Origin of the sequence: Nostoc sp. PCC 9305 (assembly GCF_963920915.1) — a bacterium.
Taxonomy (GTDB): domain Bacteria; phylum Cyanobacteriota; class Cyanobacteriia; order Cyanobacteriales; family Nostocaceae; genus Nostoc.
The window spans coordinates 18,110-32,209 of record NZ_CAWUDN010000002.1; the positions used below are offsets into that span (position 1 = coordinate 18,110).

Here is a 14,100-nt window from a genome sequence, read left to right on the forward strand (position 1 = left end):
AACTCCTAACTCCTAACTCTTAACTTTTCACTCCTAACTCGCTTAAAAAGGCAATTTATCTAATAAACCCAATGACCAACTGATGAAAAAACCCAGGACGCTGACAACTGCTAGGATGGTCAACATATAGCCCTGAGATTGCCCAGAAATGCTGTACTTTAAGGTTTGTCCGCCGAAAATTGTCGCAAACCCAACCAAGTTTACAAAACCGTCAACCAAGTAGCGATCGCTCCAAGCAGAAATTTTAGATAGCAGTCCTACTACACTTACCACGGTTACAAAATAAACTCGGTCAATATAAAAATCATAACCTAACAGGTCTTGCAGAAATCTCCACGCCAAGATTCTGGATCTTGACCAAGCTTTGTGCAGATAAACTGTACACCCTAAACCTACCCCTGCTACGGTAGAACTAAACAAGGCTAACACCACATACCAATTAATACTTTCCCAATCTGGTAGTAAGTACCATTGCTGTAGCATCAGAGGTAGAAGCAGAGTCAGCACTGTCAGAAACACCATTGGTAAGGCCATCTGCCAACCAACTTCTGGGGTGCGACGGGTTTTTTGTTGCGGTTTACCCCAGAAGACTAATCTAAATACTCTCGTCAAATTGAATGCTGTCAAACCATTGACTAATATTAGAACCCCAATTACCCAAGGGCTAATACTCACAAAACCGTCAGCCCATGCTAACATTGCCCAGAAACTTCCCAAGGGAAGCAGTGTTACCATCCCGGCTGAACCGACTACAAAGGCTGTGGTGGTGGCTGGCATCCGCGACCACAAACCGCCCATTTCTGTTAAGTCTTGGCTTTGGGTAGTCAAGATGACTGAACCTGAACTCATGAATAATAATGCTTTAGCGATCGCATGAGCTAACAGCAACATCAAGGCTACACCCCCTTGCTGTAACCCCACTGCTAAAAACACTAACCCCATGTATGCACTGGTGGAATGAGACAGCGATCGCTTAATGTCAATTTGAGCTATGGATACTAATGTGGCCCCAATCGCCGTTACTGTACCCATGATTACCAAAGCATTCAAGGCAATTGGCGACAGTGCTAATAATGGTTGAAATCTATACAGTAAATAAGCACCACCCGCTACTACCAGAGAGTTCCGCATTACCGAGGCGGGGTTGGGCCCTTCCATTGCCTCATCTAACCACAGGTGTAGTGGAAATTGGGCACATTTACCAGCAGGCCCAGCAATTAGTGCCAACCCTAGCAGCGTCGATGTCATGGGACTTAAATTAGCTGTTTGTGCCCACTCATATAAATCCGAAAAGTTCAAACTCCCGGCTAAGGTAGAAAGCGTCACTACAGCCATCAGCAACAACAAGTCTCCTACCCGTTTAGTCCAAAACGCATCCCGCGCCGCCGTTACTACTAGTGGTTGAGCGTACCAGAACCCTACCAGTAAGTAAGTCGAAAGCGTCAGGACTTCCAATAGGGCATAGCTAAGAAACAAAGAATCGCTAATCGCTAGACCAGTGAGCGCCGCTTCAAAGAATCCCAGTAGCGCAAAAAAACGCGCTAACGACCAGTCTTTTTCCATATAACCCAGAGCGTAAACTTGTGCCAGTAAGCTTAACCCTGTAATTAAAACTGTTGCTCCAATGCTGACTGGCGATAGTTCTAAGGAAAAAGATAAGTCTAAATCTGCTGCTTTGAACCAATTGATTAGTAAGTTTTCTGGCTCTCTATCCCAGATATTTTTAAATACAAACAGGCTATGGACAAAAGCTAAAACGGTCGTCAACAAGTTGATGTATGCCGCAGGTCTTGGCCCTGTTCGCTGAATTATTCCTATTCCCCACGGCAAGGTCAAAATTGCACCCAATAAGCTATACAAAGGCACAAACCAACTTGTTGAAAATAGAAATTGATCCATTTAAATTTTCCTTGATGACTCAGCCTTGATTTAAAAAAAATTCCAACCAATTATTTATTTAATAAAATTAATTTACCAAAATATCGATGTTTCTTTACTATTATTTTAACTAAACTTCTAGAAGTACTTTTACTTAACGCTACCCTATTAAATATAAGTAAAATATAACTTTACATAAGCAAAAGCATTTACTTGCCTTAATATCACCGACCTTTTTACATTTGTATTTCTACTTTAACCAAAGTAATTTATACGATATATTTGAAAAAATTATATATGTTTCACCTAGTCATTGTACACTTAGAAATATTTGAGGAAAGATAGATACAGCAAAAGATACAGCCGCTGCTTACCTCTCATCAGATAGGATTAGCCTTGGTTATGAATGTCGTTTTGTAAATGTGATAAAGAAATTATAAAGCATAAGTGCCAGCTCAAGGAATCTGTAAACTTTAATTGCTCATATACCCAGATAACTTTTTGTTAAGTTTTTTAAAACTTTCTTATCATAAACTATTATAGTAATTTATATTGCCAGGAACGCCAAGCTTTCCTATGCTTAATTTGGAAGTGTTTTCTTAGCTATAAGATCAGGCTCTCCCCGTCAAAAAATTCAAACGACAGTACAGATTGCATTAATTTTGTAGGAGTTCTGCGATGCCAATTGCAGTTGGAATGATTGAAACGAAGGGCTTTCCAGCAGTGGTGGAAGCTGCTGATGCGATGGTGAAAGCCGCCCGTGTCACCTTAGTAGGGTATGAAAAAATTGGTAGCGCTCGCGTCACCGTGATAGTTCGGGGAGATGTATCGGAAGTACAAGCTTCTGTAGCAGCTGGGGTTGAAGCGGCAAAAAGAGTATTTGGTGGTGAAGTGTTATCCACTCACATCATTGCTCGTCCTCACGAAAACCTGGAATACGTCTTGCCGATACGTTACACAGAAGCGGTGGAACAATTCCGTACTTAAAAAGCTGTTTAAACAAAGTAATTAACGCTCTTTGTCTGAAAAGAGCATCACTTTTGTCCAAGGCTAAAAACTTTGAAATAGGGATTAAAACTAATGTCAATTGCAGTGGGAATGGTTGAAACGCTAGGCTTTCCAGCAGTGGTGGAAGCCGCTGATGCGATGGTGAAAGCGGCTCGCGTCACTTTAGTAGGTTATGAAAAAATCGGTAGTGGTCGGGTGACGGTAATTGTTCGGGGTGACGTTTCGGAAGTGCAAGCTTCTGTGGCCGCAGGAGTTGAATCTGTAAAGCGAGTTAATGGTGGACAAGTGCTGTCTACTCATATCATTGCTCGTCCTCACGAAAACTTGGAATACGTCCTCCCAATTCGTTATACCGAAGACGTAGAGCAGTTCCGGGAAAATGTGAACGCAATTCGTCCTTTTGGTAGAAGACCGTAATTTGTAATGCAAATTGCCAAAGTTCGCGGCACAGTAGTTAGCACCCAAAAAGATCCAACTCTTAGAGGTGTGAAACTACTATTGTTACAATTAGTAGATGAAAACGGCAATATCCTACCAGAGTATGAAGTAGCAGCAGATATTGTGGGAGCAGGAGTAGATGAGTGGGTACTCATCACTCGTGGTAGTGCCGCTCGTCAAGTTGTTGGCAATGAACAGCGTCCATTGGATGCAGCAGTGGTGGCGATCATAGATACTATTTACGTTGAAGATCGCCTCATTTACAGCAAAAAAGATCAATATCGATAGTCAACAGTTAAAAAAGTTAGGAGTTAAGAGTGAGGAGTGAGGAGTTAAAACTCATAACTCATAACTCATAACTCATAACTTAATTTCAGGAGGAATCTCGCGATGGCAGTCCGCAGCACAGCGGCACCCCCAACCCCGTGGTCAAGGAATTTAGCTGAACCCGAAATCCATGAAACTGCTTTTGTACATTCATTCTCCAATCTGATTGGGGATGTACGAATAGGTGCAAATGTAATCGTTGCTCCGGGGACTACGATTAGAGCGGATGAAGGCACACCTTTTTATCTGGGTGAAAACACTAATATTCAAGATGGTGTTGTCATTCATGGGTTGGAGCAAGGCCGAGTAATTGGCGATGACCAAAATAAATACTCAGTATGGATTGGTAAAAACGCTTGCATTACCCACATGGCTCTAATTCACGGGCCAGCTTATGTAGGTGATAATTCCTTCATTGGCTTTCGCTCTACGGTGTTTAATGCCAGGGTGGGTGCAGGTTGCATCGTGATGATGCACGCTTTGATTCAAGATGTAGAGATTCCCTCTGGTAAGTATGTACCTTCGGGAGCGATAATTACCAGCCAACAGCAAGCCGATCGCTTGCCAGATGTGCAAGATCAGGATAAAGAATTTGCTCATCATGTGGTTGGAATTAATCAGGCCTTACGAGCTGGTTATCTCTGTGCTGCGGATAGCAAATGTATAGCACCCATCCGGGATGAGAATGCTAAATCTTATACAGGTAATGGTATTACTGTTTTAGAGTTGGAAAGGAGTAGTGAAGTGTCGAGCAATAGCTTGGGTGCAGAAACAATAGATCAGTTGCGGTATCTATTGGGGCAAGGGTATAAAATTGGTACGGAACATGTAGACCAAAGACGTTTCCGCACGGGTTCTTGGACTAGTTGCCAACCAATCGAACCGAGATCCCTCGGTGAAGCGATCGCAGCATTAGAAAGCTGTCTAAATGACCATAGCGGCGAGTATGTCCGACTGTTTGGGATTGACAAAGATAGACGACGTGTGCTAGAGAGCGTCATCCAACGTCCCGATGATGATGCAAAACCAGCTACCAGCTTTAAAGCGCCGACTGGTCGTAGCAATAGCAGTTACAGCAGTAGTAATGGTAACGGCAACGGTAACGGTTCTAGCAGTGGCAAAGTCGGTGGCGAAACTCTAGAGCAAATCCGCCAACTTTTGGCAGGTGGTTACAAAATTGGTATGGAACACGTAGATGAGCGTCGTTTCCGCACTGGTTCCTGGACTAGTTGTAAGCCAATTGATGCAACTTCCACAAATCAAGTCATCTCCGCTTTGGAAGAATGTATAGCAAGCCATCAAGGCGAGTATGTACGTTTAATCGGTATTGACACCAAAGCCAAACGGCGGGTGTTAGAGACCATTATTCAACGTCCAAATGGTCAAGTAACTTCCTCTGGTGGTCAGAAATCATTTACTACTAGTGCAGCACCCTCTGGTACGGGAACGACTAGCAGCAACCGCTTGAGTAGTGAAGTAGTAGACCAACTCCGGCATTTATTAGCTGGTGGCTCAAAAATTAGCATTGAACACGTAGATCAACGGCGGTTCCGTACAGGTTCCTGGACTAGTACTGGTCAAATTAAAGCCTCCTCAGAAAGAGAAGCGATCGCAGCCATAGAAGCACACCTCGGCGAATACGAAGGGGAATATGTACGCTTAATTGGTATCGATCCAAAAGCGAAACGGCGGGTATTAGAGACCATTATCCAACGTCCAAATGGTCAAGTAGCCTCCTCTGGTGGTCAGAAATCATTTACTACTAGTGCAGCACCCTCTGCTACAGCAACAGCAACAGCTACTGCTACTCGCTTGAGTAGTGAAGTAGTAGACCAACTCCGGCAATTATTGGCTAGCGGCTCAAAAATTAGCATTGAACACGTAGATCAACGACGGTTCCGTACAGGTTCCTGGACTAGTACTGGTCAAATTCAAGCCTCTTCAGAAAGAGAAGCGATCGCCGCCGTAGAAAGACAGCTCGGCGAATACCAAGGGGAATATGTGCGCTTAATTGGTGTAGACCCCAAAGCCAAGCGTCGCGTATTAGAAACGATTATTCAACGACCTTAAGGAGTTAGGGAGTTAGGAGTTGGGAGTTAGGAGTTAGGAGTTAAAAAAGATTGTTAATTCATAACTCCAAACTTAAAATTTATAACTCCCCACTTTTAACTAACTCCTCACTCCTCACTTTTAACTTCTAACTCTCTATCTTCTTCCGGCTGCCGAGGTTAAAATTTCCATGTCTGTGCCGCTACTGCGCCTCAGCAATAACTTTGATACTTATATTAGTGGTGAGGTGACTATTCATCCAAGCGCGGTACTTGCACCTGGGGTAATCCTCCAAGCGGCTGTAAACAGCAAGATCGTTATTGGGCCAGGGGTCTGTATTGGTATGGGAGCAATTCTCCAAGTCCATGAAGGCACTCTAGAAGTAGAAGCAGGTGCAAACCTGGGAGCCGGTTTTTTGATGATTGGCAAAGGTAAAATTGGCGCAAATGCTTGTATTGGTTCGGCTACTACAGTTTTTAACTATTCGGTTGAACCCGAACAAGTAGTACCGCCTGGTTCAATTTTAGGAGACACCAGTCGGCAGATTGAGCCAACAAAGCAGCTAGAAGCATCTACAAATAACCCAACTTCTACTACAAATACACCACCGAAGGAAGAGGAAAATAGCTCAGGTGGAGTTAAGGAAAAGGTAGTTTCCTCAACTAATTTCTCAGCTTCGGCTTTTGTAGATTTCAAACAAAACAAGTCGATTTCTTATTTTAAATCTCCCGCCACTCCCGAAAGTCAGTCTCCTCCTGTGGAGGAACCGGACAATGATACTGACTCCACCTTGGGGGAAGTCTCCCAAGAGTCAACAGAACATCAACATCATTCAGACCCCAGTCAGCCAACCACAGAATCCCCTAACGGTTTTGGGACTCAAATTTATGGACAAGGGAGCATAAGCAGACTGTTGACTACACTGTTTCCTCACAGACAATCCTTGAATGACCCAAACCCTGACGATTAGTCAGAGTAAGTGTTAATTGTAAGGTGTCGTCTTTTTCCGTATTTTGGAGAATTCATCATGGAAACATATAATCAACGGTCTATTCGCACCATCCAGGGAGCGAGTAGTCAAGAAACCTTTCAAGATACTGCTTTGGGTTTAGTTTCTACCCGTAGCTTTCCGGCGATCGTTGGGACGGCGGATATGATGCTGAAATCGGCAGGAGTTCACTTGGTTGGGTATGAAAAAACTGGTAGTGGTCATTGTACTGCGATCGTCCGGGGTGGAATTGCTGACGTACGTCTGGCGGTAGAATCTGGTGTGCAAACGGCTGAACAGTTTGGTCAGTTGGTTTCTAGTTTGGTGATTCCCCGACCTTATCCCAACCTAGATATAGTGCTTCCCATCACAACCCGTTTCACTAAATTGATGGAAGAGGGCAATTACAGCCGTCTGAGTAATCAAGCAATTGGTTTGGTAGAAACGCGAGGATTTCCCGCGATGGTAGGAGCGTGTGATGCTATGCTCAAAGCTGCTGATGTTTATTTAGCAGCTTATGAAAAAATTGGTGCGGGTTTGTGTACAGCTATTATTCGGGGTTCCGTAGCCAATGTAGCGGTAGCAGTAGAAGCGGGGATGTTTGAAGCAGAACGCATTGGAGAATTGAATGCGGTAATGGTAATTCCTCGACCGCTGGACGAAATGGAGTTAACTTTACCGTTAGCAAGCTGCTGGATAGAAGAACGCGAACCTTTAAACTTGCCAGTGAATATTAAAGAACAAGTTGCGGAAATCGAGGTACTAAGATTACCAGACTTAACCAAGTTACCTACAAAAGTTCAAGAAGAATTATGGAATGATGAATGATGATAGATGAATTTTGTCAAATCATCATTCAGCATTCATCGTTTAGATGGAAGGCATCTTACGCTTAAGCTATTCTGAATAATAGCTTTTTCAATCTATAAATAAAATACCTTTATTCTAATAACACCAATAGAGTTTTATCTATGATAAAACTCGTAACTTTCTGTGAGCATCACTATATCATTTGCCAGTGTTCAGCAATACTAGTTTTATATCTATTAATCGCTATATATAGGAGAATCACCCTTGAACCAAGCGACGCTGCACCAGTTAAAGGTGTTCGAGGCGGCGGCACGGCACAGTAGCTTTACTCGTGCTGCTGAGGAATTGTTTCTCACCCAACCTACCGTTTCTATGCAGATCAAGCAACTAACAAAATCGGTAGGTTTGCCATTATTTGAGCAAGTGGGGAAGCGATTGTATCTGACGGAGGCAGGACGGGAGTTGTTTGCTACTTGTCGGCAGATTTTTCACAATATAGCCCAGTATGAAATGAAGGTGGCAGATTTAAAAGGGCTAAAGCAGGGACAATTACGTTTGGCAGTGATTACAACAGCAAAATATTTTATCCCACGTTTGTTAGGGCCATTTTGCGAACTTTATCCAGGGATTGATATCTCGCTACAAGTCACAAATCACGAACAAATTTTGGAACGGATGAGTCAAAATTTGGATGACTTATATATTATGAGTCAAATTCCAGACAATATCGATGTGACTTGTGAACCATTTCTAGAAAATCCTTTGATAGTCTTTGCACCGACTAATCATCCTTTATCCAAAGAAAAAAATATTCCTATACAACGCCTGTCTAACGAACCTTTTATTATGCGGGAACCAGGTTCAGGAACTCGTCGCGCCGTCCAAAAGCTCTTTGAAGAAGAAGGGGTAGTAGTAAAAGTCAAGCTAGAATTGGGAAGTAACGAAGCAATTAAACAAGCGATCGCAGGTGGTTTAGGAATTTCTGTTTTATCCCGTCATACCTTACTATCAGACGCTTCAGAGTTCAGCATTTTAGATGTGCAACACTTCCCCATTCAGCGGCATTGGTACATGGTTTACCCATCTGGCAAGCAGCTATCTATCGTCGCTCGCGCCTATTATGAGTATCTACTAGCGGCGGCAAAAAATATTGTTGAGCAAAAAGCTGATACTGTTCATAGCACGTTTGAACCAATTCACGGATAAGAGAATTCGTAATTCGTAGTTCGTAATTATGAATTACGAATTCTCTAAAGGGGTTGACTGTTAGACTGGTAAACATTGACAATTAACCAGCAGAATCATTAAAAATGGGGGAAAACTGGCAGTGGTTAACCCGGAAATACCGTCTTGGCGCAAAACAGTACAAAGCGAGATTGTAGCTGTTACCGTGTATTCTGACAGAGCATTAGTTACACGGCGAGGTGTAGTTGATTTAACAGGAATTGAACAGGAATTAGTAATTACCCCAGTGCCAATGACTCTAGAAACTGAGTCTGTCAGGGTTAGCGGTACAGGTACGGTAGGGGTGTGCTTGATGGGAGTTAGTAGCGATCGCATCTACACTACTGAACCAGTAGCAGAACGAGTAGCACATTTGACAAGGCAAATTCAGCAATTAGAAGCAGAAAAACGCCACCTCCAAGCTCAGGTGGATGCTTTAGCATTACAATCTAGTTTTATCGCTGGCTTACGTGAAAAAACAGAAGAACCATTTTCACAGAGTTTGTCTCGGAAAAATCTCAGCCTCAGCGAAACATTGGATTTTTTGAACTTTCTTGGAAGCCAGTATAGTGAATATGCGATCGCATCTGGAGAGTGCAAAACTCAACAGCAGGAATTAGATAAACAACTGCAAGCACTCCACACTTCATTGCAAATAATCCAAACGCCCCATCCTAAAGAAAGTTTTAGCTTAGTCGTAGCAGTTGAAGTCGCGGGTGAAGGTGAATTTGAATTAGAGGTATCTTACATAGTAAATCGTGCTAGTTGGAATCCGCTTTATGACTTGCGCTTTAGCACTACCAGCGATATTGTGCATCTGAGCTACCTTGCAGAAATCACTCAAAGCACTGGTGAAGATTGGATTGGTGCAAATCTCACCCTTTCTACCGCTAAACCAGGATTAGGTACACTTCCACCTAAACTTGAACCTTGGTATATTGATGCCCCACGTCCACAACTGTTACAACGACACCGATTTACTGCCCAGCCACCCCTACTACCTACCATACCAGAACCCCCTGCTGCTGCTGCCAGAGCTGATTGGCAAGAACAAGAAGAAGTTGCAGAGGATAGTCTTATCGCAGCAGAAACCGTTACAGCAGAAGTATCCAAAGAAGGTAGTGTAGTTACCTTTAAATTGAATGGCGGTGGTAATATTCCCAGCGATGGCGCACCTCATAAAACTACGATTTTCAACGATGATTATCCTTGTAGCTTCGATTATGTGGCAATGCCGCGCTTGGTAAGTTTTGCTTATCTACAAGCGAATGTGAAAAATAGTCCCAACGGTGCGACTTTGTTACCAGGCAAAGCAAATATTTTCCGCGACAACGTTTTTATTGGGACAACTCATTTAGAAAATATTGCGCCAGGGCAAGAGTTTAAACTGAACTTAGGAATTGACGAAGGTTTAAAAATTGAGCGCGACTTAGTTGAGCGTCTGGTAGATAAAAGATTAATTAGCAACCAGCGCCGGATTACTTATAGTTATCGGTTGATTGTTACTAATTTATTAGACAAAGAAGTAAATCTAAAACTAACTGAACAATTGCCAGTTAGCCGCAACGAGCAAATAAAAGTACGTCTCAGTCGCAGCAATCCACAAATTCAGCTTGGTGAAATGGGTATTTTAGAATGGCAGTTAAGTCTTCCACCACAAGAGCGACGAGAGATATATTATCAGTTTAATCTTGAACATCCGCCTGACTTAATGGTAGTCGGGTTAGATATTTAAGAAATCCTAAAAAATAAATTCTCTAATAGTTATTAGGGTGTGTTAATTACTCTGGTGGGCGTCCTGGTAGATCGAGATAGCGAGTCAGCCATAACGCTTCTTGATTTTTTCGTTCAACGTATGCAATTACCGTGAACTCTCCCCAAATATTCAGCCATAGTTCAAACTGATTATTATGTGACTCAGTAGCAATAATTTGCTTTTTAAAAGAGTTATGTAAGCGATAGGTAACGCGAATACAATTATTAAAATCAACTTCTGAATAAGCCTCTAGCCAAACCTTAACCCGGTAGAGTCCACGTTTTTCTAAAGTTTTGGGTACAATCACCTCAGATGTATGAATTAAATAAACACTCTCATCAATTCCTGTAGAATGTTTCTGATAATTCAGAACTTTTTCATTAATATCTTCAGGGATAGTTATACCACTCACACCTTCCGAAGTTGCAGTCCTTACCTGTGCATTTTTGATCGCTAGTGGAGCATCTAGCTCCACAAAATTTCCGAATTTAACTGGAGAACCATCTTGGATTCTTGCGATAAAAGCATTGAATAAGCTACTAATTTGCGCGCTAAAATTTTTATTAATATATCTGATTATAAAAACCCAAAACACTAACCAGACTATGGTTTGCCAGAAAGGAACCCAACTCGCACCTAGTAGGTTTACTCCTTCCTGTTCCTTTTTTAGAATTGGGGATGGCGATGGCTCAGAGGTTTGTGCGATATAAATAGTCTGAAAATTACTAATTTTCATTATGTTGTTAAACCAGATATATCCAAAGTCAAGCTTATCACTAATAATAGTCAGTTAGATGTTGGACAGGGGAATAAACCTTCTTCACCTAATATTTTTAGTTTTAGCTCAAATTCTCAAACATTTTAGTACTCTCTTTTTTCATATATAGAAAACGATTTAACGTATCAGTTCTATTTTCTAATTCACCATTTTTTACCTGTCACTACAATGCGATCGCCATTTTTTCTCTGTCTAGAGTGGTAAAAGAGACCTACAGACAAGCTACTTTCATTGCCTAGAACTGCTTTGCTGGAATCTGCGATCGCTCATAAGTTAGCTTTATCGCTGGCATCAGTCTTTTTTTGTCAAGTCTTATTGACAATTTGTAACGAAACTGTTATATTTAGTTACATAAGATAACAAAACAAAGAAAAAACTATGTACACCACCACTAACGAAGAAGGCATTCTCAACAACTACGCAGCAGAACCCAAGATGTACTACGCTGAGTACCCAGCAATTTGGGAACAACGTAAATACGTTTTACAGGGTCTTTTTGCAACTTTAATCGTCACCGCTTTAGTTTTGGTTGGTTTGAGTGTTAGCTAAGATTTTTTGATTTCAGTATCGCTGTATCTCATCGTCATTCATACTTCTCTCTGTCACCTCGGTTAGTTTCGCCGGGGTTTTTTGTTTTTTACATATCCCAAACGGCAGTGGTGTGCTGATAAGTCATTTTTATACTTACCATCAGTCTTTTTTTGTCAAGTCCTGTTGACGATTTGTAACGAAACTGTTATATTTAGTTACATAAGATAACAAAACAAAGAAAAGAAAAAACTATGTACACCACCACTAACGAAGAAGGCATTCTCAACAACTACGCAGCAGAACCCAAGATGTACTACGCTGAGTACCCAGCAATTTGGGAACAACGTAAATATGTTTTACAGAGTCTTTTTGCAACTTTAATCGTCACTGCTTTAGTTTTGGTTGGTTTTAGCGTCAGCTAAGATTTTAGATTTCGGTATCGCTGTATCTCATCGTTAATCTCACTTCTCGACTTGACCTCGGCCAAATTAGCCGGGGTTTTTTGTGTGTGTTTGATGCATTCCAAAGTGTGAGTTGTGTATTGCGTTTTAAAATAACAGCATTACGCCTCACAACAAACTACTGGTCAGCCATAAAATAAAGACAAATCAATAAAAAGGGGTGTTTATGGCAACCCAAATCGGTGAAGCTAAATCTTCAATAGAACTGGTAATATCTTGGGAAGCATTGCCCGCAGATTTTCACCTAGAGGATGAACCAGTGGAAAATACAGGTCAGCCATTATTGGCTGGTGCTTTGCGCGAAACGAGTTAAAGCAACCTGATGAAAATGGTTGTCATTGGATTGATTCAATGGGTTTATTTCTGGGAACTTGGCAAGGAACAAAAGAAGCCAGAACTGGTTACTGGTTCCGCTTGTGGGATGAGGCAGGTAATTTGTTACTTTGGGCAGTGGAACAAATTGAACAGGAACGCCAGCAAAAAGAACGGCTAATTGCCTATTTACAATCTCAAGGTATCGATCCAAATAATTTGTCTTAGCATATACAAATAAAATTTTCAAGTATAGGACTAGCCCTTTCAAGGTGGGTACAATTTTTGGATAATAATTCCTCTTTTCTCTGTGTTCTCTGCGCCTCTGTAGTTCAATAAATAACTTTTAAACCGCAGAGGCACGGAGAACGCAGAGAGGAAAGCAGAGATTTTATCAGTGACCTTGAAAGGGCTAATTCTAAAGTATTTGAGTGACTCAGTTTAAGCAAATAAGTCCTACAACCGTTACGTCTATCAAGAAGTGGGGCATCATACAGAAATTCAAGCACCGGTGAAAAAGCTACTCGCACAGAAAAAAGCACGAGAGGAAAAAAATAGGTTTTTGCTGAATCAAAAGCCAGAATTATTCGTCACTTAAACTATCAATTCCCTACTTAATTCTCCTGGAGGATGATTTATGTCATCACAAATGCTGCGGTTGATATCTTTGGGTAGTCTTGGCTTATCTTTGTGTCTGGGCAATTCGGCAGCAATGGCGCAATATGATTCTACTGGCGATGGTGTAGTAGTACCAACAGTACCATCAGGTGGCACATCAGCACCAGTCCCAATAGACACATCGACAGGTGTACCACCTTCACCCTCTGCTGATGGTACCACTCGGTTTACCTGTCAGACTTATAATGGACAGTATACTGTCATGTATCAGCCACAAAGTCAACCAGGACAATTTTTTGCTTGGGCAGCACCTGCGGCTTTAGGTGGTGGTTGGGACGCACAAAGGCGTTGTATAGCAATTGCCAGTCGCTTGGAACTTTATCGCCCAGATGGCTTACAAGAACTTCAGACATCCGTAGAAAATAACGAAAATACTGTCTGCGTTACAACTGAAGCTAATCCAACCTGTAGAATTGTGCTGACAGTCCCCCGTGGAAAAGATCCTGTTGTTATCCGCAATAGCATTTTTCAGAACTTGACTACTGCTGACAGTGGACAACAAACTATAGCTGTTAACACTTATGGCGATCGCAGTAGTGGAGGCAACGAATTATATAATTTAGGACGCACACTTCTAGGCGGTGGCAATAATCGGGTTAGTTCATCTAGAAGTGGGATTAATCTGAAACCTTTCCTCGATCGTCAAGATGGTGGTACTGGAAACAATTTGCGCAGTGGAGTAGCAATTCGTCGTCAGTCTCAACCTAACAGTGTTCGTCTCAGCCCTGGTAAATTCCGATAAGCAAGAGTGGCTTTTAATACAAAATGATTTTCAAATAAAAAATATCCAACTACCTATTGTGGGGCGGACAAGATGTCCGCCTTTTTTTATGGGCGTAAAATTGCTGTCTCTCGGACTTCT

General features: G+C 42.0%; 12 protein-coding genes and 3 pseudogenes. 13 read left to right on the forward strand and 2 right to left on the reverse strand.

The genetic code is table 11. From position 1 onward, the window contains the following. Positions 1-42: 42 nt before the first annotated feature. A complete protein-coding gene (locus ACM0OX_RS00950; protein ID WP_414512318.1) occupies positions 43-1,899 on the reverse strand; it encodes an NAD(P)H-quinone oxidoreductase subunit F in 1,857 nt (618 codons plus the stop codon). Between the two features lie 657 nt (positions 1,900-2,556). Here ACM0OX_RS00950 and ACM0OX_RS00955 point away from each other — a divergent pair. From ACM0OX_RS00955 to ACM0OX_RS00995, 9 genes and pseudogenes are all read left to right on the forward strand, one after another. Further along, positions 2,557-2,865: a carbon dioxide-concentrating mechanism protein CcmK gene (locus tag ACM0OX_RS00955; protein ID WP_012410633.1), complete on the forward strand. Its 309-nt coding sequence runs from the start codon at positions 2,557-2,559 to the stop codon at positions 2,863-2,865. 93 nt (positions 2,866-2,958) lie between these two features. Beyond that, a complete protein-coding gene (locus tag ACM0OX_RS00960; RefSeq protein WP_010995041.1) occupies positions 2,959-3,303 on the forward strand; it encodes a carbon dioxide-concentrating mechanism protein CcmK in 345 nt (114 codons plus the stop codon). Positions 3,304-3,309: 6 nt separating this feature from the next. Then, positions 3,310-3,612: a EutN/CcmL family microcompartment protein gene (locus ACM0OX_RS00965; RefSeq protein WP_094327600.1), complete on the forward strand. Its 303-nt coding sequence runs from the start codon at positions 3,310-3,312 to the stop codon at positions 3,610-3,612. Positions 3,613-3,714: 102 nt separating this feature from the next. Next, a pseudogene (locus ACM0OX_RS00970) lies at positions 3,715-5,370 on the forward strand (ribulose bisphosphate carboxylase small subunit); the annotation flags it as partial. Between the two features lie 105 nt (positions 5,371-5,475). Continuing rightward, positions 5,476-5,721: pseudogene (locus ACM0OX_RS00975) on the forward strand (ribulose bisphosphate carboxylase small subunit); the annotation flags it as partial. A gap of 169 nt (positions 5,722-5,890) precedes the next feature. Then, positions 5,891-6,670: a transferase gene (locus ACM0OX_RS00980; protein ID WP_414512321.1), complete on the forward strand. Its 780-nt coding sequence runs from the start codon at positions 5,891-5,893 to the stop codon at positions 6,668-6,670. Positions 6,671-6,727: 57 nt separating this feature from the next. Next, positions 6,728-7,516: a BMC domain-containing protein gene (locus tag ACM0OX_RS00985; protein WP_414512323.1), complete on the forward strand. Its 789-nt coding sequence runs from the start codon at positions 6,728-6,730 to the stop codon at positions 7,514-7,516. A gap of 246 nt (positions 7,517-7,762) precedes the next feature. Continuing rightward, the gene (locus tag ACM0OX_RS00990; RefSeq protein ID WP_414512325.1) at positions 7,763-8,704 is read left to right on the forward strand and encodes a LysR substrate-binding domain-containing protein; all 942 of its coding nucleotides are present in this window, start codon (positions 7,763-7,765) and stop codon (positions 8,702-8,704) included. A 121-nt stretch (positions 8,705-8,825) separates the two neighbouring features. After that, the gene (locus tag ACM0OX_RS00995) at positions 8,826-10,457 is read left to right on the forward strand and encodes a mucoidy inhibitor MuiA family protein (protein WP_414512326.1); all 1,632 of its coding nucleotides are present in this window, start codon (positions 8,826-8,828) and stop codon (positions 10,455-10,457) included. A 46-nt stretch (positions 10,458-10,503) separates the two neighbouring features. Here the strand turns inward: ACM0OX_RS00995 and ACM0OX_RS01000 are convergent, their stop codons facing one another. Continuing rightward, complete coding sequence (locus ACM0OX_RS01000) at positions 10,504-11,214, reverse strand: pYEATS domain-containing protein (protein ID WP_414512328.1); 711 nt, start codon at positions 11,212-11,214, stop codon at positions 10,504-10,506. A gap of 420 nt (positions 11,215-11,634) precedes the next feature. Here ACM0OX_RS01000 and psb34 (ACM0OX_RS01005) point away from each other — a divergent pair, with 420 nt between their 5' ends. The 4 genes and pseudogenes from psb34 (ACM0OX_RS01005) (at position 11,635) to ACM0OX_RS01020 (ending at position 13,980) form a co-directional block, all read left to right on the forward strand. Continuing rightward, on the forward strand, positions 11,635-11,805 hold the full coding sequence (psb34, locus tag ACM0OX_RS01005; protein WP_334842080.1) for a photosystem II assembly protein Psb34: 171 nt from the start codon (positions 11,635-11,637) through the stop codon (positions 11,803-11,805). A 233-nt stretch (positions 11,806-12,038) separates the two neighbouring features. Then, entirely contained in the window at positions 12,039-12,209 is a 171-nt protein-coding gene (psb34, locus tag ACM0OX_RS01010) for a photosystem II assembly protein Psb34 (protein WP_143873969.1), read from the forward strand. Positions 12,210-12,414: 205 nt separating this feature from the next. Then, positions 12,415-12,788, forward strand: a pseudogene (locus ACM0OX_RS01015) (hypothetical protein). 409 nt (positions 12,789-13,197) lie between these two features. Then, positions 13,198-13,980, forward strand: coding sequence for a COP23 domain-containing protein (locus ACM0OX_RS01020; protein WP_414512330.1), 783 nt, complete (start codon positions 13,198-13,200; stop codon positions 13,978-13,980). Positions 13,981-14,100 lie beyond the last annotated feature (120 nt).